This is a genomic window from Microscilla marina ATCC 23134 (assembly GCF_000169175.1).
Taxonomy (GTDB): domain Bacteria; phylum Bacteroidota; class Bacteroidia; order Cytophagales; family Microscillaceae; genus Microscilla; species Microscilla marina.
In genome coordinates, this window is the sequence record NZ_AAWS01000083.1 from 1 (window position 1) to 20,903 (window position 20,903).

Consider the following 20,903-nt stretch of genomic DNA (forward strand, 5'->3'; position numbering starts at 1 on the left):
TGGTAGGCATAGGCACCGAACGCGCTTTGGCACCCTTTCCCGCTTTCACCTCCAGCCAACCTTTTTTAAAATGCAAATCGCTCACCTCCAACTGGCTCACCTCGGCGCGACGCAAACCACAACCATACCCCAACGCCAACAAAGCCTGATCGCGCAAGCCGTAAAAATCGGTCCCACAAGCCGCATACAAACCATCAATTTCGGCTTGGCTGAACACTTCCAGCGATTGCGCCGCCAACCCCTGCAAACGCAACCTGGGCAAAGCAAAACCCGGCAAACCCAAGGCATCCAGGTAACGGGTAAACTGGCGTAAGGTCTTTTGCATACTCAATAAATGGGTGGTACTCAAAGATTTACCCGTTTTGATACTGGGGCGACTTTGCAAATAAGTAAAGAAACACTCCACCACCGCGCCGTCCACCGAAGACAAATCAACAATGCCCGTTTCTTCTAAAAAGTGTAAAAACTCCCGCAACTGACGCGGATACTTTCGGCACGTGTCGGGCGCATAACCCAACGTCCGCAGCCAGCCACTAAAACCAGCTACATAAGATTGATAATGATATAAAGGAAGTGAATTCATAGGTTAGTTATTTAGTTGGGAGTCGGGAGTCCGTAGTCAGGAGGTAAAAAATTGTTGGATGGCTTTATGGTTAGTTTCAATGGTTTTATGGCTAAAATGGTTTTATGGTTGCGCGAAGCGAGGCTAAAAACTACCAACTGAAAAACTACCAACTAAAAGCCACCAACTACCGACTACCGACTAATAATCTAATAGACTGAGCTTATAAGAATAAATAAAGAGATTGGTTTTCTATATTCGGAAACGCGTTTTTTTAAAAGCCTCTAGCGTGCACTTTTTTGCAATACGCAATGCCAAGGGTATTTGAGGGCTAACTCATTGATAATGAGCACTAACTGGCGTTGCATCTGGCATTTTGAAGAGTGCAACGCCTCTCTAACTTTTTGATTTTCAACAACTTCTGGTATAGCACTTATTTCAAGTTCTTGAGTTGATCGGCTAGAAACTGGCGGATACGAGAACGCAAAGCCTGGATGTCGTCCCAATACGTAATCTTGTACGTCCAACCTTTGTTTACATGACCACCCACTTGTTTAATATACTCCAAGTCGTGCAACTTGTGCATATAACGGTGCAAACGGGTGTTTTCTATCCGGAACTTATGACGCACTTCGCGCCGGCTAAACTCCTGCTTGACGCCTTGGTCAAAACAATAGTTTTTCAACTGCTCGAAAAACTGACGCAAACTACCATCCAGTTCATCAATGCGCAATATAATAGTTTCGAACAATATTTCATTCGCCCAATGCAAATCAGATGTAGTAGCCACCAAACGACCGTGCGCATCGCGCTTTCGCTGGAACTGATGCAGCAAAGTAATTTGCTTCACCAAAGACTGGTACAAACTATGCAAACGGCGCGGATTTTTTACCTCGCCAGGCAACGACAATTGAGTGGCGTAAGGATTCACCACCTCATAAGGACGCAACAAACGCACACAATTTTGTAACAATTCCTGAGTGGCCAATTGTTGAGACTTAATCACCGTTCCCGCCGCACAAGCATTCATATAATCAGTAATCGCTTTGGTTTGCGCTTCGCCTTCGTTCACCGCCAGGGTAAAACAACGGTTTTCGTTGTCTTCGTACACCTCGGTTTGGGTAGTCGCCGCCATACTCGCCACCGGACCATATACCTCCTTCACACCACCACTATTTCTCCCCTGCAGATCCTGAGTGGTGGTAGAACTAGCCAATTTACCGTAGCTGATCAACTCACGAAAAGACAATAAAGCCTCCTCGCTCAAACCATCCAAATCCTGCAACACAAACAACTTATTACACAAATCATACTTTCCATAATTGTACAAACTACGGTCGGTAATACGGGTCACATCCATAGCGCCTTCTTCGGGCATCAACTTAAGAATGACATTCAACAAGTGCGATTTACCGCTCCCGCTGCTTCCTTGTACTATAGCGTGCAAAGTATCCGGCATCTTGTAACTGCTTGCGACACAAAACAATAACAAACGGTTCATCTCCTCGCCTACCACCCCACAAGCCCCAATTTGCTCGTTTAGTTTCGCCATCAGGTCAGACGAACGCAACAAAGCCATGCATTCTTTTCGCAAGCCAGGCGGTACCAGGGTGGGCGCACTCAACTTGCTTTTGGCGTCCGCCAATTCTGTTAGCTGCTGGTCGCGGTGGGCTTCCAACTGATCGGCTAAACTGTTCAAATCCATCAACAACAACTCAAAAGAAATAAAAAGTTTCTCCGAAGCTTCGCGCGCTACCTTTTCTATTTGGCGGTCTTCAAACAAATCTACCTTATGCCGACTCTTTGTGCTACCCGCACCAGACGCCGGATAAATAAACAACGTCACCTTCATCGACTCCAACTCCGGTTTGGGTTTCCCTTGCAACTGATAACGCGCATTGACCGTCTCCAGCGCCAGTTTTGCAGGGTTAGACGTATCGAACTTGAAGTTCGGCGCGGGTGGTGCTGTAGTGCCAGGCGTGCTGGCGGTACCGCCTCCTGAGTAAAGCACCGTTTTCTGACTCAGGAGATGCTGAAAATCGACGGCTCATCGATGCTTCCACCACTTCGCCATAAGCCACCAATAAAGAATTCACATCCTCCCTTCTGGAGTAGGCACCGAACTAATCGTTTGTGTAGTAGCCGACGAACCGTGCATCCACACTTTCCAAAGCTCATCCGCCCTACTTTTCAACGCCTTGCGACCTGCATCATCCCCGTCAAAAAACAAATAGATTTCCTCCAGATGCGGCATTTGCACCACCAACTGTTTGTGCGCTGGAGTAAGCCCATTGGTGCCATACAAAGCCAACACCGCCGTAGCTGCATCATCTACCGGAAAAGACGCCGCATCAATCACACTTTCCGTAAGTACCAGATACTTAGTGCCTTGCAAATCGGGATACGCCGGGTAAAGCCCTTTTCGGTCTTTGCTATAAAAATGCCGTTGGTCGCCATTGTTGCTGATACTGCGCCCATAAAAACTCACGATCTCGCCCTGGGCATTCTTCAAAGGGAAAATCACACAACCACGCCCCCAAGCCGAAGTAATCCCCAAAGCCTCCAACCCGGCACGCAAAGGCTTGCTCAACGTACCATCGTGAAAACCGACTTCCTGGATGCGCTCCAAACCACGATTTTGCATGTATGCCTGGGCTGCTTTACTTTGAGCAAACGACTTTTGGAAGTGAGCAAAAACCGCCGTCATCGTCTTGATTCGGCTTTTCTCTGAAACCACAGGCTGCGCCTGCGCTACAGCAGAAGCCCCTACTCCACCGGTGGCACCCAACAATGATTTACACTTCAAAATTGCCTCGTGTTTGCTCAACTTCTCCTGGTGCATCACAAAATCAATCACATCTATAGGCTTTCCGTGCACCTCACAATTGCTGCTAAAGCAAAACACCGTGTCCGACTTCGGGAACACCTCCATACTCGGCTTTTTGTCATCGTGAAAAGGACAACACATGCGGTTGTTTCCATTGACGCTTAAGCCGTAGTGGGCTAAAACGGTAGTGATGGAGAGATTTTGTTTGATATCTGAGATAGTCATTGTAAATAATGTTTGGATTAATAAGTCTATTGAGCAAACATATCTATATAGACTTATATATCCAAATATATTCAACGCAAAACCAGCAAAATGAAAAACTATAGGGTAAATAAGGACTTAAAAAACTGTTTTTTGTAACTTTATAGATGTAAAAATCTATAAAAATGGAGATAGGCGATAAAATTAAAAAAGTAAGAGAAGCTAAAAAACTTTCTCAAAAAGAGGTCGCATTGACACTAAACATGGATCAGTCACAGTATTCTAAAATAGAAAAAGGTAAAACTGATCCAACCACTGCAACACTAGAGAAAATATGTAAAGCACTGAATATTGAAGTAGCCGAACTATTTGTATCTGATCAATTATTTAAAAATGTTGATTCACTGGATAAGTCGCTGGTGGAAAAAGTACACCTACTGGAGCAATTAGATGAAAGTGAAAAGCAATCTATTTTCCAAATCATTGACAGCCTCATCATTAAAAAACGTCTGAAGGACACGCTCAATGATGCAATCAATTTAGCTTCGTAAATATTATGAGCCAACCACAAAACGACTCCCCTTTTTTAGCTGCAAAGTTAATTATCATTGCGAGGTCAAAACAAAGAGTAGGGCTTAATATGTGTACAGAAATAGATTTTTTGTACCAAGAAATACTCAACATCCCTAATATTGAACACAATATAAAAGCACTCGTTCCAACATTTGTCCCTTATACCAAATTTACGTACTCAGCCGAAGTAGTATCTGAAAAAGGCATGCACATACATCAATACAATGGAACAGTATAAACACCAATTCATAAGAAATAAAAAACCCTGCACTAAACTAGTACAGGGTTACACTTTAACAGATGACTATCCCAAATCGTCTGTCTTGCAAAAGTACAGACAATCATATACTTTCGCAACTCATAAACTCCTATCTTTCAGGTTCATAAGAAATAAAAAGCCCAAACCATTTTTACATGATTTGGGCTTTGGTTTTTAACTTAGCTTATGCTTACTCAACCTTTACAGCCTCCTTTGGAGGGCTTAAAATAGTTGGGGTTAAAAATAAAACTTCACGCCTTTATGCCTCAACTTTATTGCTGTTGTATCCTTAATAGGGTTATTGTAGAGGTAAACTGTTTTAAGAGTCTTCAAAGAACGTAAATCTATATCTTTAAATTTATTACCATCTAGGTATAGCTTTTTGACCTTTTTAAGGTTTGAGAATGAATCATTAATTGTTTTTAAATCATTATGCATTAAATATATTTGTTCAAGCAAACAGTCTTTTGGAAAATAAATATTATTTATTTTCGCCTTAAATGAATAAAGCCTTAAAACTTTTAGTCTAGCAAATGATTTTGGTAAAGTGACTTTACCACTAATTTGAGAATTGGTTAAATGTAACGTCTCTACTTTGTTTGAGTTGCATATTTCTGGCACTTGATTAATTTCAGTATTATGCAAAGAAATCATAGTTAGTGCATCCAAATCACAAATTTCACTTGGAATTTTTTTTAATGGAATATTTGAGATTGATATTCTCCATACTTTCTGGGTTTGATTAAGACTGTAATCAATTTCTCCCTTAGCATATTGTTTATACTTTTCTTCCAAATGCTGTACATGATCTATATCAAGTTTCCCTCTTTTACAACCCATAGACATCATTAATATGCCTATGCCTGTAAAATACACCAATTGATTCAACAAACAATTACGCCCAGCTTTATTTATTTTTTCCATATTTTATTTCTCGAGCCTTTTTTGAGTTTTCTAAAAAACGTTTTTTATTAAGCCCATAATTACTTTTAGCAGGAGTAGTTCCAAAATGCTTATCTACAGCATCTTTATATTCCTTATTCCCTGATTGTTTGGCTTCTAATAAGTACTCTATAGGGTTTGTAATAGCATTATTAACACCTGAATACCTAGATGTTACTATATCATTACCATCTGCCATAACCCCTCCGAACTTGTGGTTTCGCCCTGCATTGTGGCCCAAACCATGTACTAAACTAAAAGCCGAATTTTTTGCAGCATTTTCTTTGGTATTTTTGTTATCTCCATATAATGCTGCCCCATTGTCAAATATTCGATTAGATTCTAAACCTATTACATTAGGTACATCGCCTTTTCTTTTAGCATCCCCCATAGTATCATTAGACGATTTCTCAGAGTTAAGCCAATTCGTCAAAAATCCAGCTTCAACAGCAGCATCAGCATAAGTATCTGAAACTTTCGTTTTGGCAAAATTCACAATATTATCAGCACTTCCTATAAGTGCTACACCATCATTTTTATCAAGGAACATTTTATTGAAAATTTTAGGATCTTGGAAAACAACAACCCTCGTTTTTACATCTAACTTTTTCAAAAATTGATTGGCAATCTTAGCAATATCATTCAAATTAGGTTCTTTTCCTTTCGCGTGTCCTCCTACATTAACCAAATAAATGATATTATCCCTTCCATCAGGATCAATAAACTTCATAGGATTGTTAAGCACGTAACCATAAGGAGATGTAATATGGTTCTTCTCTGCTAACTCATCTACACTATGCCACCTTCCAAGTTGGGCATCATAAAACCTAGCCCCATAATCCATCCAATTCAACCCAAACTCTTCCTGCTTTTCTTTACCGTTATAAAGGTATTTATGCTCAGGCTTCCCTACCTTCTCAATCCCTCGCAGGTTCATCCCAAACGGATAATAATGATTCTCCTGTACAATCAGTTGGGGCGTATGCTCCACCACCATGTCATCAAAGAATACTTCCTGGTCACTTTCGTTGGCGACGAAGGCTTGGAGGTAACCGCGCTCGGTGGCGGTGTAAGTCAGTTCCAGGTCTTGCCATTGGCCGGCGCCTGGGCTCAGATGAGCAATTTGTAACGAGGCGGTAACAGGCGTCCCATCTTTTTTATAAAATACCAGTTTCAAGTAACCACTTGGTACCGTGGCATTCGGGTTATTACCCCCGTTGTTAGGCGTAATGCTTAACCCTAAATTCAGTAAGAAAGGCGTGTTTTCTGTAGAAATTTCTCCGCTCTTGGCGTGACCATTCACTTGTCCCAGGGTCAGCCCCCAGTTCACCGCGTTGCTATGGGTCACCGAACCCCCGGCGTAATACCCCTTCACTTTCACTTTTACCACATCGCCTTTGCTTACTTCGAGGTTGCGAAGCATTCCTAACGGCTCGGTGCTCGTGAGTTTGGCTACGTGGTTGCTGGCGCTTGTGGGATCAGAAGAAATAATCACTTCTTTGTATTCGAAACCTTGCTGTTTATCGGTGGTAACATCTTCTAAATCAGCCCGGTAAATTTTCTTTTCTCCTTCTCTGAAAGCCACCCTCAAGTTACCTAAATGGTCTTTGTAATGATACTCATACACAAAGCCCGCGTTTCCGTCCAAAGTACCAGGTGCCAAAGCACGCCCTTCGGCAGTATGAACAAATTGCAATTCGTCGTTTTCGTAGACAAAACTCCCTATGTAATCGGTGCGGCTCGTTTGCGCGCCCGTGCTGTCAATGACTACCTTATTGAGTTTGATTCCAGCAGCATCATAAGTATAGACGATTTGCTGGTTTTTCTCAAAATTGATAATCGTAGGCAAATTTAAATAATTATAGACAATACTCGCTATTTTTTTGTTTTTATCTTCCACCAGGTTCCCGTTGGCGTCATAAATATAGTCGGGGTCTTGAGCGGTAGCGGTGTGTCCATCTCTAAAGTCTCCGGCTACGCCGGTGTTTTGGCTGTCTTCGGCATCGGCTACTCCCAACAATTGATTGCCCGCATAGGTATAGCTTAGGTCGTCAATGGTACCAAACACCATTGCCAGGTTGAGTTTACGCTCCAGCAAACCCTGGCGCTTAAGGCTCAAAATGTTGCCATTCAAGTCATAAGTCAGGTTGTTTACATCATACCGCCCGTTTTCTGCGGCGTTCGAAGAGGTATAACTGGCCGTTTTCAATCGGTTGAGCCCATCGTAGGTATAGTCATACTGGCGCTGCACCTGGTCTATGCTGCTTTGCCACACCATCGCCCAATGTTGCCATTGAGGTAGTTTTGGGTGGCACCCTGGTCATATTTCAGTTCAAACCCAAAAATATCGCCGTCTACGCTGTGGGTGCTCAGGGTAGCATCGTTGAGGTGGGTCATCCAACCCCTGATGTTGTAACGAAAGTTGAGGGTTTGCAAAGCCTCAGTTGTCTGTTGTTTTTTTCCCAGCTTTTTGGTGATCAACTGCCCTATTTCGTTGTAAGCCAGCTTGCTTACCTGAGTCACCGAAGCCGTGGCAGGTTGGGCATTCGCCAAGGCTTCAGCCGTGGCGGCATCACGGTAAGTATAACCATTGGCAATGTCCTGGTAGGTTTCCAATACCCGGCCCGCGTGGTCGTATTTGGTCCACTGGGTCACATAATAAGTAGCCGCCGGACTGGTGGTTTGGTGTTTTACTACACTTTGCAACACTTTGCCATCAAAGGCATACTGGGTCATGGTCAGGTCACGACCATTTTTGTTGTTGTCGGCATGGTTTGCATACCCGCCCCCGGGCATCATAATAGCTGACCGTAGTCAACCATCCGGTGCGTTCGCCGTAGGCATCCAGCACCGCAGTTTTGGTAGCAGTTACCTGCCCTGTTACCTGGTAGTTTACGGGCTCGGTCGCCAAGCGGGCATCCAACCCGGCTATTGAGTAGTCGTAGGCAGTCTGGCCGTTTTTCCAGGCATAGTTGTCATAATAAGTCACCGAGTGCACATCCAGGGCGGTGTTCGGGAAGCTTACATTGGTATACCCATGGGTGCCCGCCAGGTCAAATTTTTCGTGGCTGGCGTATCCAGGGCTGCCAAATTGGGCATCCAGGGCGTTTTGTAGCGCCAAACGGGTTTGGGTGCTGGTGTACATGCCCGTCATCACAGGGCGGTTGAGCTGGTCATACTTGGTAAAACTCCACTTGCCCAGGTGGCGTTGGTTGGCATCTTGCGAAAGCACCAAACGGTCGCGTTTGTCATACACCATCATTACCTTGCCTGCCCCAGGCACTTCTTTGCTGATGAGTCGCCCCCGGGCATCGTAATAATAACGGTACCAAAGCTTGTCCAGCTGAGCATCAACCGCGGCAAAGTCCCAATTGGCCTCATCCAATGCTTTGACTGCCGCTGGAGGCAATACATAACTCAACTGACCAAAGTCGTTGTATACATAATAAGTTTGTGCCCAGGTGTGGGCGTCTACCCTGGCGCGTTTGAGTATGACTTGTCCCGACTTGTTTTTAAACTCTTCGGTTTGCTTGCCATCTTCATCGGTCACCCTTACCCGGCTGAGTTGCCCAGCCGCATAAAACCCTGCTACAGCAGGCTTGTTTTGGTCACTTTCTTTGATCTCAAAGGTAATGGCGGGGTCGGTATCGGCAATGCTAAAGCCCTCGCTTAGTACTATTTTGGTGCCTGCCTGGTGCAAGGTGCTGGGGCTAGGACTGCTTAAGACCAGCTCGTCTTTGGGCTTGGTTACCTCCGCGTTTGCGGCTACATTGTTTACTGTAAATAGCCGTATTTTGTCTATAGCAGCTGTGCCAGCCTGATAAGGGTCAGGGTTGGTCCACAAGTCGGTAATGACTCCTTTGCCCGCGCCTATCCAGCTATTGCCGGGGGCAAACGTTTGCAACACTCGGTTGAGCGCAGAGTTTTCTACTTTTTGCCAACTATAGGGGTAGGTGGTCTGGGCTACGTTGGGGGTGTTTTGGTAGAACAAAAACAGTTCGTTCAATACATTAGACCTCGCATTGCCGGGGGACACGTTTTGAGCAGTATAGGGCAACAAACTTTTGGTAGTACGGCTCAGCTCATCGTATACCACGCCTTGCACCACATCGCGTTTACCAGATGAAACCTGTACTTGCACCGCCTGGATAGGTCTACCCAGTCCGTCCAGGTAACGAATTGTTTGTAACTTTTGTCCCTCAGGTACCGACAAGGCAGCTACCTCATTTACCTCTGTTATACCTTTCACTCTTACCACTTCTTCCTGCAGCTTATTTAGCTTATGAGTGGGAGTGGCTACCTCGCCGGAAACCACCTTCACTACCTCATAGCTCACTCCTTTATACACAATGCGTAGTCGGTATGTTCCCGTAGCAGTCGTTTGATAAGAAGGTTGGGTGGCTCCATCTATAGGCAAACCATCTTTGAACCATTGATAAGAATCATAGATAGATGCCACCCATAAAGTATGCAAAATACTGCCCTCATTTTGGTATTGCCAAGAGGCATTTAATACAGGCAAAGGCATCACCTGTACTTGAATAAGGGTTGGAGGGCTTACACAGCCTTTGGTGTTTACCCCTCTTACTTCTATATTTTTATTTCCTGCCACATAATCAAGCGTCAGGCTATTTCCCTTAATTACTGACGGATACCCCACCCACTGATAACTTGCTATGCCCGCCTGATGACCTACTGACACAGTGATGGGGCCAGGTCCAAAACGGGCAAACACCTGTTGGTTTGCCACTGGCACAGCAGGGGTGGTGTCTACCTCAATGCTGGTGGTAGCACTATACAACAGGCTACACCCCTTGTACTGTAGGTGTTCGGAGCCTACCCGGTACAAATAAGTAGTGCCTGCATTCAATTCGTTGGCTACTACCGACAAGTTTGCCGTAGCAACAGGAATATCGACCCAGGATTGTCCATTATCAGATGATCGTTGCCATTTTACTACCCGATAAGCAGCATTGCTACCAAGGCTAAAAGACAAATGTGCCTGATCGGATGACCCTGCGCATAACCTATTGCTTGTGCTTTGTACAGCGCCTGTATTGATAGAAGCAGGAGGCGATAAACGAGTACTAATATTTGTAACAGCACTATATACAGGGTTGCATCCCTTATAAGTTTTGTGGGTAGCTACCAGCCTATAGCTATAAAGAATTCCAGCATTTAAACTCGAGGGGTTTACACTCAATACTGTAGAAGTATGAGGGATGTCTGTCCAGGTTTGTCCGCTATTGAACGACCTTTGCCACTTGACTATAGCAAAATCATTGGTGTTTGCTGTGCCAGTGAGCACAAAATGCTCAGACGCTCCCACACATAGTTCGGCCACTGAGCGTGATACTGTACCGGCGCTTGAGAGGTGATATGCCTCAATAGAAGCCACTGGTGTGGTAGACACATAGTTACAAGTGGTGTACCTCACTTCGGCAAATACTTCGGTATAGTCACCCGCCGGAAACGAACAACTTGCTCCGGAGGCTATGGTGACATAGCGACCTGGAATGTCTATGGCTTTGGCTTTCCAAACAACACTTACACTGTTATTGAGGCTGACATTGCTATAACCATAGTTTTGTAAGGTAAGGTGTACATTCGCATACGAGCAAAACTTGCCGCTTCCCAAGCCTTGGATGGTTCCAGCAGATGGAGTTCCCACGTTATTGACCGTTACCAGGCTACGGTTGGTCACATAGGCACCCACGCCCACCCCATTGATAGCCCGAAAATAAGTGTTTTGGGTAAGCCCACTAAAATGATACTGAAACGACATGTTGGTAGGGTGTATGTCGAATATAACTTCTCCTAAAGCAGGGTTGATCTGCGTCCAATGGATACCATTGGTGCTTTTCTGAAGGTAAACAAATCCACTGCCCGGAAATGTCTTATGTACATTTACAGTCACTGTACCTGTGGCGCTTCCGCAAGAAGAGGTAACGCTAGTAGATACACTAAAGCCACTGTGGGTATTTTGCCCAAAAATCTGCGTATTGGCCAGTAGTAAACAAACTGTGATGATGAGGTAATTTATTAGTTTATATTTCATTGTCTGATCATTAACTGATTTATAAATTAGTCTTGTTGGTAGGTATAAGAGTATTTTTTGATAATATGCTGCTCATGGTCTTTGACAAGCTTCAGCCTGCCCAAGGCATCATACACATAATGCATGGCACGTCCGCTGGCATCGGTGCTTGAGGTCATCCCATACACATAGTCATAAGTATAAGTAAACATTTGCGCGCCTTCGGGGTACATTCTTACTTCATCTATCAGGTGATTAGTATTTACTAACACCGGGTTTGTGTTTGGGTCATAGCTTAGCTTTTTTTGCTGAAACACCCACCGACCATTTACTTGCTCCCAATAAGTCAATAAATAATTGCCCGCTACTGGCTTTTGTGTCACGGGAATACTATAGCTGCCCTGCCAGCTTTTATTACCAGTATATGAGTTGGTATGTACTACCTCAGGAGACGATACTATGTCTTCGAAACTCGTATGAAAGGCTTGATGGGGCAATGCATTGATCACCCTGGCAATGGGATAGTGATGGTTGTATCCCCATAGATAAGCAATATTGAGGTCATTATTTTTTTGCTGTAGGTGGATGTTCCCCTCACTGTCAAACCCAAAAGTAGCCTGCAGTTTGTAATGGCTATCGCTTAATAAAGCATTATATACATTATCAGTTTTGGTGGCTTGGTCGGGGCTGGTCAACGCCTTATTGGTTTCAAGGCTATACACTTTTTTGGGTTGTAAAACGAGCGGGTCAACTTCTATCACCTTGCCACTCAATAGAGATTGAACTCCAGCCTTTTCTTTCCATACTTGTTCCTCAAGCGTCACTGCCAAGATGTTTTTATTCACCAAAAACCCCGCAATGGCAGGGGTATAATCCTCTGGATACTTTTTTCTGACAATGAGTTTTTCCCCTTTCGAGTTGATGGTTACTATTTCATTGGGGTATCGGTGTATATGGCCATATTGAGTATTGGTAGTACTCATGCTTGCTTTGTTGTCATCATCATACACTTTTTCGGTTACTTGAGTCAAGTACCGCCAACGCATAGGCAAAGTATACGATTCACGAAAGTAATTTTTTAAATTATTGCCCGCCAGGTTACACTGATTGGTGCTTAGCACTCTGATAATAATTGCCCAAAATGTTTGATCTATCACTTCCTCGTATTCATAAGCTACCTCGTTGACCAAGCGAAAAGTATTGGTAGTGGGCATAAAAGCAAATAGTTTTTGCTCCTTGACAGTCACATTGTTAAAATCTTCCTGGTTGGGTATTTCGTAGTAAGTAATGTTTTTACCACCAGCTCCGTTTTCTCCTACAAACTCGGTCACCTTGGTATACACCAGGGCATAATGGCTATAAGGAGAAAAGTACCTAAAGTCTTTGGGGCTGGTACCTATGTTAGTATAGTGGCAGGTAACACAGTCATAATCATTAATATTGGTAGGATTGTCGCCTCTTGCCTCAAGTGTAGAAACCTCCATGTTGCTCGCATAATTTTGGGTGGGTATTTGCAGCACTCCCCCTCATACAAATAAGTTTGAACTTTAGCGGGGGTGGTTTTTAAATTGTCATAAGCTGTAATCTTTTTCACCCTTAACCCTGGTCCCGCTTTTCTGGTAATCACCTTATGGTCATAGTTTTTATAACTTGCACTGGTCACTATGTCGTCACCTCCTTCGGCATTTACCACTAAGGTATAAGTGCCTATAGGCAATTCTTTTTGCTCTGAACCTGTAATCCCTTGTTCTGCCTGCGCATTATATGTAGTGTAGATATACCATATTACCTCGCCCTGCGCATTCCTCAACTCAATATCATTTATATCGTCTTTTAGGCCTGAGGTCGCCCTGTATCTTTTGACCTGATGCTGCAAAGTAACCACTTGTTGATGGTCGACCGTAAATGAAACACTCCGCGTTGTAAGGTTGACGTTGCTCACCGGTGGGTTCAAAGAGGCTGACGCCTGCTGTTTTTTGAGTGCTACTGGATTGCTTCGTATATTTTCATAATGATTTTGTTCATACTCAAACGCTGTATACCCACCCGTTGGATAGGTCATTTTCTTGAGTACAGTGGTTCGGGTGGCTTCAAAGTCAGGGTTCCGGTTGGCGTTGCCATAAGGCTGCCCAGAAGTCAGTTGAGGAATAAGGGTGGTATTGGATGCCCCATTGTAAAAGCCCCAATGATCTTGTGATTTACTCATACGATCAGGCACCGGCAACTCTTCATAGTATTCAAACACATAAGGAGGTTTGGGCTGTAGGTTCTTGTCATACTCTGTCACTTTATTTAGTTTTAAGTGTACATTGTTGCCAAAATATCCTTGCTCTAGTTGTATGGTTTTTATCGGATGGTGTAAGTCTTGCTTGTCATACACCTCGATCGTTTTGAGTGCTTTTCTATTTGCCAGGTCTAGCCTCACCTGGCTATCGGTATTAAAAACGACTTTCATCAAGCTGCTTTCTATGTAAGCCAGCTCTTGTCCATTGATGTTGGTTTCGCTTGGGGTATGTATCGACGCATTGTTTTTACTGCAAGCCCCCAATGCATATTGATAAGACTCTATGCTTTTGGCAATTGTAGTGGACACAGCATTATAATGTAATGTGATGGTGTCTTTCTTATTGGCTGAAACAACTCTTGTGAGGTGCCAGGAAGAGATATAATCACTGGTGTTGATATTGGGCACATGGCCAGTAATATTGTTTACCCGCTCTACGGCACCAAAAGTATAAGTGGCACCATCTTCTCCAGTAATGGTAAATACATTGCTTCCTGAAAGATGTGTCACTTGCAAACGGCTATGCGAGAAAAAGTAAGCTTTGTTCTGATATAAAATAAAGCGACCGCTATGCCCCAAAAAGTTAAACGTATACACATCAGGAGCCCCATCCTGAAAGCCTTGATCTATCTTGCCAAAAAACTCCTGGGTAATCGTATTTTGAATATCTACGACCTGATCGTAGCGTGTCATCCCACTTTTCTCGTCTACTTCTCCTCTTACTACACGAGTGATCATACCACCAGCGCTCAAATTCCACCCTAACCCTACTCGTCCAGACTGCCCCTCAACTTGTAACCCTTTATGATGGTAACTCAATGATACAGGCAAGGTCAACGCTTTCCCTCTCACATTTACTATGGGCACTGCTACGCCAGGGGTACCTGTATAAGCACTTACCGGAACATCTACATATTTACCAAAGCCACTTGCTTCGGGAGATGTGGGTATCAAGCTTTGAGTGTTTGCATTGCTTGTTTGCGCCCTTACAGGCTTTATACAACACAGGTTTACACAAAAAAAAGCGAATAACAGTAATACAATATTTTTTCTCATCAATTTTCTATCTAATCGTTTCATCATTCCTAAAGTCTACATTTTCTTGCTCAATCTATTCACTATAGAGAGCCTACTCCTTATCACATACCAACTTTTGTCTTCCATTCTGGAAGCTTTTTTCAAAAAAATATCGTTCTATCCCCCTTTCTCCAGCAAAAAACCCCAATCATTGCAATGATTGGGGTTTGTGTCGGCCTGTTTGGGGCTACGCCCTCCCTTCCTTTTTTTAAGTAAATTGCCCATTATAGCCTCCCTGGGCAAAAGCGTGCATTGACGGGTAACCAAAAGGCAACGTACGTTGCAGACAAAAAAAAAGCCCGAAAAATCGGGCAACTCTATCATTTAAACTCTTTGAAAAACGGCTATGCTTCACGCAACCAAATGGTCTTGTTGGTTTTGTCAAGCCACTGACGGGCTTCTTCAAACTTGTCAAACAACTGAATGGTAAACTCGGCTTTCTGGGCTACATAACGCTTCACCGCGATTTGCCCAAATATACTCTCAGGCATTACTATTGCCAGGTGAGTAAGCCCGGCTTTTGCGAGTGTTCTGTTCCATTCGTTGTGCATCCAATCCTGGTCGTCTGCCTTGAAAGCCGACATTTTACCAAAATTGATGATCCAACCCAATTGATCCAGTTCTCTGCTTTTTTGGGCATATAGCATCAAACCATCTTCAAACTCCTTACGAAACGATTGCCCTATCATAGGTTTTTTGATAAAGGTAATCAAGGCAGGAATCGTAGTATCAAGCGTAATACTTGTATACTTATTATCTTTTAAAGTCATCATTGTGGTATTATTATGTGGATAATATGTTATGGTTTTAGGATACCCTCAGGTTATTTGCTTGTGGTTGTTTGATAGTACATTTACCTACCAAACGCATAGTTAAATTTACCCTATGCATTTTTCACGCCTAAAGTTACCAAAAAATGAGGAAGCGAGGAAAAATATACAAAAAAAAACACCTCTTAAAGAGGCGTTCTTTTCTATATTCAAAAATTTATTTAATTGTGTATTTATTAATAAGCAGATGTTCAGTCATCCGTCATTGTTAGTCAATCAAATACCTTACACCCAACGAGAAGGTACGTCCCACGGTATAGTTGTTTACGATATGTTGGGCATCTTTAAAGTTGATAAGAAACTTATACTCAGGGTTTAACAAGTTACGCGCCTTCAAAGTAAGCTTCCATCTTTCGCCAAGCGACTTACCCACAGTAAGGTCAAGCACTGGACGAGGTTGTTCGTATACATCAGGCACACCATTGCGAGATACAATGGCCATACGCTCTCCAAAAATATTGAAGTTTAAACTGGCAGACCATCCACTGTTTATATTGTTGTAGTTAAGGTTGGCATTGATCAAAAAGGGAGATTGTGCAAACAAAGGACGTGTACCGTCTTGGGCCAGTTCGGTTACCCTGTTTACATCGTTGGCTCTGATCTGGCTCAACTCCTGGGCTTCAATATTAAGCGCAGACACAATAAACGAAGCATTGGCACCAATGGTGAAGTCTTTCAAACCAATGAATCCAAGTTTTTTGCGTAATTCAACCTCGGCACCAAACAACTGCGCATCTTCCTGGTTTACCCAGGTTACTTGTTGGTTAGGCGTAAACGCACTAAATGCGGTAGCTATTGGGTTTTTGATGTTCTTGAAAAAAGCACTTACTGTAATGATCTCTCCTGGTGTGGGGTACATTTCCCAACGCAAGTCTACATTATCAATCAACGAACGCTTAAGATTGGGGTTTCCTACGTATATCAACCCTCCAAAGGCGTCAAAGCTGTCAAATGGAGCCAACTCACGGAACACAGGACGCGCCAGGGTACGGCCATAAGCCAGGCGCAAGTTCATATTTTCGGTCAAACTGTACGTAAGGTTAATGGCAGGCAATATGTCATTGTTTTCCAACAAACCTTTGACAAGCGACACGTCATTGCTAATCACAGAGATGTCTGTTCGTTCAAAACGAACTCCGGCCAACATTCTGAGTTTGGGGCTGAGTTTGGTATCCGCCATAATGTAGGCACCAAAAATATTTTCTTTGCCATTATACACGTCACGGTCTTGCGAACCATTCTGGATACGCGTGCCAGGCACGTCTACGTAGGTGTTAAAGTCAAACCCACCATTGGCATCCGCCGCAAAGTCAGTACGGTTAGATGCATACGCAAAAATAGTTTGGCTAAAGTCTCTGTTTTTGCTCACATAGGCTACTCCGGTTTTTAGTTTACCTTTGTTTTCTCCCAACTTGAAAGGAAGCGTTAAGTTAATCTTATTGTCCCAGTTGGTTTGGGTCAAATCGCGGTAAAAACGACGAGGAGCCGCATTAGAACGCACTACAATACTGCCATTAGGCTCGTTTTCGTAGCTAAAGAAACGCAAGTCGGGCTGGTTCAAACGAGACACTGTAAAAGAAGTAATCCAGTCTAGTTTAATGTTATTGCCCCCTTCGCCAAAAGCATGCTCCCCTTTTAGCTGAGCCGAAGACAATGAGCGACTTAGGAAGTCTAAAGCAATACTGTTAAATGTGTTGGCAGGGTCCAGGTCCTGGTACTTACCTTGTTGCACACGGGTTTCAGTTTTACCACTTTGGTTGTGCATCAGGTTCAAACCTATCTTACTTTTATCGGTCACTTTATAAGAAGTGTTCAAAACCGCTCCCCACAGTACATTTTCAGTACCTACGTTGTTTCTTACGGTATATTCAGGGTTCAATGAGTTGATCACAGAAGCATCACTATTGAGGCTAAAACGACCTAATCTGGCTTTTTCGCCAAACTCACCTATTTTGCCATTGTCGTAATACTGGTTGTTTTTGCGGTAAGAAAGGGCTGCTATAAAACCCAATGGACGACCCGCCACTGTGTATTGGTTACCCACCGATACTGAATAACTTTGATTTAAGAAAGGGCTCTTGGTAACAGGTCTAATATCTTTAGAGAAATTCTCTTTGCCAGGCAATGCATCTTCGCGACTGACAGGCAATTGACGACCACCATCATCAAAGCCCAGGTAGTCCATGCTACCACCGTTATAAGAAAGGAAGTCAGAGTTGAACGTTGCCTGATCGTTGAAACCTAAACTGGCGTTTACCTGAAACGTAAACCGATCGGGAAAGTCTTTGGTAGTAATGTTGATATAACCACCCGTAAAGTTACCGGGCAGGTCAGGTGAAAAAGTCTTCAAAATCACCATATTATCAATCATATTGCTCGGAAACAAGTCCATTTGTACCGAGTTGCGGTTGGGATCAAGCCCTGGAATGTCAGCACCGTTCAAAGTAGTTTTAGTGTAACGATCGCCCAAGCCACGCACATATACGTACTTGCCACCTTCAACCGATACCCCAGTTACACGTTTGATGGCACCCGCAGCGTTGCTGTCGCCAGCTCTTGAAATCGCCTGCGCCGAAATACCGTCTTGTACCAGTGCCGATTTTCTTTGCATTGTGAGCAAAGCAATTTCTGCTTTTTTCTCTATGCGTGCCGTTACTACTACAGTTTCCAGCACTTTGGCATCAGAACCTAGCTTTACATCTTGTATGGTTACCTGTCCGGCTTTTACTTCAATGTCTTTTACTTCTTTGTTCTGGTAAGATACATACTGTACCAATAAAGTATATTTACCGGCAGCCAACTCCCCAAGTGTATACTTGCCGTCAATGTCGGTAGGGGCACCATTGGTGGTTCCTTTGATCACTACAGTCGCTCCAATAAGTGTTTCACCTGTTTTGGCATCTGTTACAGTACCTCTAATGGTACCAGTCTGAGCGAAGACGCTTGCACCCAATAAGATGCCGATAAATGTAAGTAAAATACGTTGCATGAGTATTAATGATGTTTTAAATAAACTTTTGAATATGATAGTAAATATTGCTCGATATGAAATCAGTTAAAAATTAACCCAAAATGTTGAATGAAAATAAAAAGAACGGATCACTGAGAATCCGTTCTTGAGGTTATAAATGTGTAGTTGATTATTGTACAAGGTTTTGAGCCGCAAGTGCAGTCCAGGTGTTGTACCAAGGAGTTTGACCAGCAGCAAAAGCACCACGGTAAGCCGCAGCAGTAGGAGCACCAGTACTAACAGCCGTGTTGTTATTAGCAGGTACCACATTGGCACGAGTAATAGCATTTGCTTCATAAGTATTACCAGCAGTGGCAAAGTAGCTGTTCAAAGATGCAACAAAAGCGTTACGGTCAGCCTCAGCAGGGTATTTGTCGGCAACAATTACATCGTTGTCATCTTTTACATAGTTAGGCACCAACAGTTTGTCAGCAGTAGTACCAGCAGTAATGTTACTGAAAGTGTTGTTTTCCAACAAAAGATCCTTTGCATCAAAGCGTTTTTTGCTGCTTTCGCCATCTTTGATGTATTCAATGTCAATACCTTTGTCCCAGTTGAAGAAAATACTGTTATAGTATTTACCACCTGCGTTGTCACGGAAAGTCAAAGCTCTTTTGCTACCGTTACCTACATAAGTTATATTGTAAAATTTAGGAGTAGCATAGGGAGTTCCATCTTCAGGAGAAGTACCACCATCGTGCTCGCCGCCACGGTCACCAGCAGCAGTCGCCTGATAAATCAAGAAGAACTGGTTATTTTCACCACGGTATCCTTCATCGTAGTCAATGTTATCATCACCACAGTGCGACACTACAGCGTGCGTAACGCTTACAGTACCACCAAAGAATTCAATACCATCGTCTTGGTTAGCAAATACCTCTACATAGTCAATGGTAGTTCCAGAACCAACCCCACCAAGAGTTAAACCGTTGATTTCGTTGTTGGCACCAATGTTAGTACCACCGTGACGGATAGATACATATTTTAAAGTACCAGAGTTATCAGTGTCTATAGTGCCTCCGTACAAACCACGAGTTTCGGTATCAGGAATACCCTCTACTGCAGACTGTCCTTGTCCAGAGTTCAAACCAGCTTTACCCAAAACGATTAAACCACCCCAAAGGCCGTTTTGAGTACCTAAAGAACCGTCTAATTTGTCAGACTCAGCAGTGAATATAATAGGCTCGGTGGCTGTACCTACCGCCTGAATTTTACCGCCACGTGCCACTACCAACGCACTGGCATTGGCAGCTTCGCCTGGCTTACCTTTAATTACTGTACCTGCTTCAATAGTTAGGGTTTGTCCATCATTTACAAACACCAAACCATCCAAAATATATACTTTATCTTTGGTCCATGTTGTAGTACCTGTGCCTTCGCCCTGATCTTTGTAAGAAACAGAAGCCCGACTGGTAGCCGCATCTGTACCTTCTGTTATTAAAGTAGCAGTTGGATTTGTTGGGGTTGTTTCATCCTTCTTACAAGAAGAAAAAACAAACGCCATCATCGATAAGAATAGTGTACTGTATAGTAGCTTTCTCATTTGATTAAATGTTTTTAATATTTTTTGTTTTTGATGCCGCAAATGTCAGTAATTAATATTAACCGTAGATGAAAGCCTTGTTATCAAATGTTAAATATTAACAGGCTTTACCAAAGATAATTTGGCGTTAACTATCTGATAATCAGTATTCCATTTTTTATGATAAATAAATTAATTAAATGATTTATAAGGTTTATTTAATAAAAACTTAATATTAGAAAAGCTTTTTTTTATCACTTCACGCCACTGTTATTGTACAATTTAAAGTTGGGCGATTTGCTCAAATAAGGAATTAAATGTATGATTTAAAGGAAAAATACATTTTTAAGTAATACTAAAATATTGTAAATGAGCTACTTGTTAAACAAGGTGCTTTATAAATGGGCCTGGTTTAGACGTGCTAAATATGCCACTAATACAGGTCAAGTGAAAAGCCAGGTGATAAACATACAACTAAGTCAATGTTAGAGTACTTTTAAGTTTTGCGCTCAGGTGGCCATATCAGGCATTTTTTAGTTCATCAAGCGGTACACTTTCATTATATACCCACAAAACAACGGGTTTTATCACATCTATTCTTGTGCAATGGCCTCAATTACCCCTTGGTTTTACCAAAAAAAACAAGTGAGTCATAGAACAATCAAGCTTTACTGGCTAGTTTTGCAGTGGCATAAACACAACTTCAAACATAAACCCCCCAACACCTATGGAATATAAAAACACCGCAAACTTTGCCCGGCAACAAGACCAACAAG

Annotated in this window: 14 protein-coding genes; 2 read left to right on the forward strand and 12 right to left on the reverse strand. The window is 43.0% G+C overall.

All coding sequences use genetic code 11. The features are described from left to right. The 3 genes from M23134_RS35850 to M23134_RS35860 form a co-directional block, all read right to left on the reverse strand. On the reverse strand, nucleotides 1–583 hold a 583-nt coding region (locus M23134_RS35850), incomplete at its 3' end, for a tyrosine-type recombinase/integrase (protein WP_002705550.1). Between the two features lie 412 nt (nucleotides 584–995). Then, the gene (locus M23134_RS35855) at nucleotides 996–2,573 is read right to left on the reverse strand and encodes a P-loop NTPase family protein (protein WP_002705552.1); all 1,578 of its coding nucleotides are present in this window, start codon (nucleotides 2,571–2,573) and stop codon (nucleotides 996–998) included. Between the two features lie 81 nt (nucleotides 2,574–2,654). Then, nucleotides 2,655–3,614 (reverse strand): CHC2 zinc finger domain-containing protein, encoded by a 960-nt coding sequence (locus M23134_RS35860; RefSeq protein WP_002705554.1) that lies wholly within the window; start codon nucleotides 3,612–3,614, stop codon nucleotides 2,655–2,657. A 164-nt stretch (nucleotides 3,615–3,778) separates the two neighbouring features. On the opposite strand from M23134_RS35860, the gene M23134_RS35865 reads away from it, so the two are divergent. After that, nucleotides 3,779–4,144, forward strand: a complete 366-nt coding sequence (locus tag M23134_RS35865; protein ID WP_002705556.1) for a helix-turn-helix domain-containing protein — start codon at nucleotides 3,779–3,781, stop codon at nucleotides 4,142–4,144. 5 nt (nucleotides 4,145–4,149) lie between these two features. Then, a complete protein-coding gene (locus tag M23134_RS35870) occupies nucleotides 4,150–4,404 on the forward strand; it encodes a hypothetical protein (protein ID WP_002705558.1) in 255 nt (84 codons plus the stop codon). Nucleotides 4,405–4,662: 258 nt separating this feature from the next. Here the strand turns inward: M23134_RS35870 and M23134_RS35880 are convergent, their stop codons facing one another. The 9 genes from M23134_RS35880 to M23134_RS35925 form a co-directional block, all read right to left on the reverse strand. Next, nucleotides 4,663–5,349, reverse strand: coding sequence for a leucine-rich repeat domain-containing protein (locus tag M23134_RS35880; protein ID WP_045115008.1), 687 nt, complete (start codon nucleotides 5,347–5,349; stop codon nucleotides 4,663–4,665). Next, nucleotides 5,333–7,645: an RHS repeat-associated core domain-containing protein gene (locus M23134_RS35885; protein WP_002705562.1), complete on the reverse strand. Its 2,313-nt coding sequence runs from the start codon at nucleotides 7,643–7,645 to the stop codon at nucleotides 5,333–5,335. Before M23134_RS35885 ends, M23134_RS35880 begins: the two co-directional genes overlap by 17 nt. Further along, nucleotides 7,624–8,166, reverse strand: a complete 543-nt coding sequence (locus M23134_RS35890) for a hypothetical protein (RefSeq protein ID WP_157558816.1) — start codon at nucleotides 8,164–8,166, stop codon at nucleotides 7,624–7,626. Before M23134_RS35890 ends, M23134_RS35885 begins: the two co-directional genes overlap by 22 nt. Then, nucleotides 8,111–11,425 (reverse strand): DUF6443 domain-containing protein, encoded by a 3,315-nt coding sequence (locus M23134_RS35895; RefSeq protein WP_002705567.1) that lies wholly within the window; start codon nucleotides 11,423–11,425, stop codon nucleotides 8,111–8,113. Before M23134_RS35895 ends, M23134_RS35890 begins: the two co-directional genes overlap by 56 nt. A gap of 26 nt (nucleotides 11,426–11,451) precedes the next feature. Then, on the reverse strand, nucleotides 11,452–12,888 hold the full coding sequence (locus M23134_RS35900; protein WP_045115009.1) for a hypothetical protein: 1,437 nt from the start codon (nucleotides 12,886–12,888) through the stop codon (nucleotides 11,452–11,454). Further along, entirely contained in the window at nucleotides 12,801–14,744 is a 1,944-nt protein-coding gene (locus M23134_RS35905) for a hypothetical protein (RefSeq protein ID WP_002705571.1), read from the reverse strand. The genes M23134_RS35900 and M23134_RS35905 overlap by 88 nt, the downstream gene beginning before the upstream one ends. Nucleotides 14,745–15,109: 365 nt before the next feature. Next, nucleotides 15,110–15,538 carry a hypothetical protein gene (locus tag M23134_RS35915; RefSeq protein WP_002705575.1) on the reverse strand — a complete coding sequence of 143 codons (429 nt, stop codon included), beginning with the start codon at nucleotides 15,536–15,538 and terminating at the stop codon, nucleotides 15,110–15,112. Nucleotides 15,539–15,803: 265 nt separating this feature from the next. Beyond that, entirely contained in the window at nucleotides 15,804–18,584 is a 2,781-nt protein-coding gene (locus tag M23134_RS35920; protein WP_002705576.1) for a TonB-dependent receptor, read from the reverse strand. Between the two features lie 151 nt (nucleotides 18,585–18,735). Beyond that, the gene (locus tag M23134_RS35925) at nucleotides 18,736–20,148 is read right to left on the reverse strand and encodes a hypothetical protein (protein ID WP_157558818.1); all 1,413 of its coding nucleotides are present in this window, start codon (nucleotides 20,146–20,148) and stop codon (nucleotides 18,736–18,738) included. Between the last annotated feature and the right edge of the window lie 755 nt (nucleotides 20,149–20,903).

What these genes read in the sequence shown, in the direction of transcription:
- M23134_RS35860 (WP_002705554.1), bottom strand. Translation starts at nt 3,614, where the DNA reads ATGACTATCTCAGATATCAAACAAAATCTCTCCATCACTACCGTTTTA.
- M23134_RS35865 (WP_002705556.1), top strand. Translation starts at nt 3,779, where the DNA reads ATGGAGATAGGCGATAAAATTAAAAAAGTAAGAGAAGCTAAAAAACTT.
- M23134_RS35870 (WP_002705558.1), top strand. Translation starts at nt 4,150, where the DNA reads ATGAGCCAACCACAAAACGACTCCCCTTTTTTAGCTGCAAAGTTAATT.
- M23134_RS35880 (WP_045115008.1), bottom strand. Translation starts at nt 5,349, where the DNA reads ATGGAAAAAATAAATAAAGCTGGGCGTAATTGTTTGTTGAATCAATTG.
- M23134_RS35885 (WP_002705562.1), bottom strand. Translation starts at nt 7,645, where the DNA reads ATGGTGTGGCAAAGCAGCATAGACCAGGTGCAGCGCCAGTATGACTAT.
- M23134_RS35890 (WP_157558816.1), bottom strand. Translation starts at nt 8,166, where the DNA reads ATGATGCCCGGGGGCGGGTATGCAAACCATGCCGACAACAACAAAAAT.
- M23134_RS35895 (WP_002705567.1), bottom strand. Translation starts at nt 11,425, where the DNA reads ATGAAATATAAACTAATAAATTACCTCATCATCACAGTTTGTTTACTA.
- M23134_RS35900 (WP_045115009.1), bottom strand. Translation starts at nt 12,888, where the DNA reads ATGGAGGTTTCTACACTTGAGGCAAGAGGCGACAATCCTACCAATATT.
- M23134_RS35905 (WP_002705571.1), bottom strand. Translation starts at nt 14,744, where the DNA reads ATGAGAAAAAATATTGTATTACTGTTATTCGCTTTTTTTTGTGTAAAC.
- M23134_RS35915 (WP_002705575.1), bottom strand. Translation starts at nt 15,538, where the DNA reads ATGATGACTTTAAAAGATAATAAGTATACAAGTATTACGCTTGATACT.
- M23134_RS35920 (WP_002705576.1), bottom strand. Translation starts at nt 18,584, where the DNA reads ATGCAACGTATTTTACTTACATTTATCGGCATCTTATTGGGTGCAAGC.
- M23134_RS35925 (WP_157558818.1), bottom strand. Translation starts at nt 20,148, where the DNA reads ATGAGAAAGCTACTATACAGTACACTATTCTTATCGATGATGGCGTTT.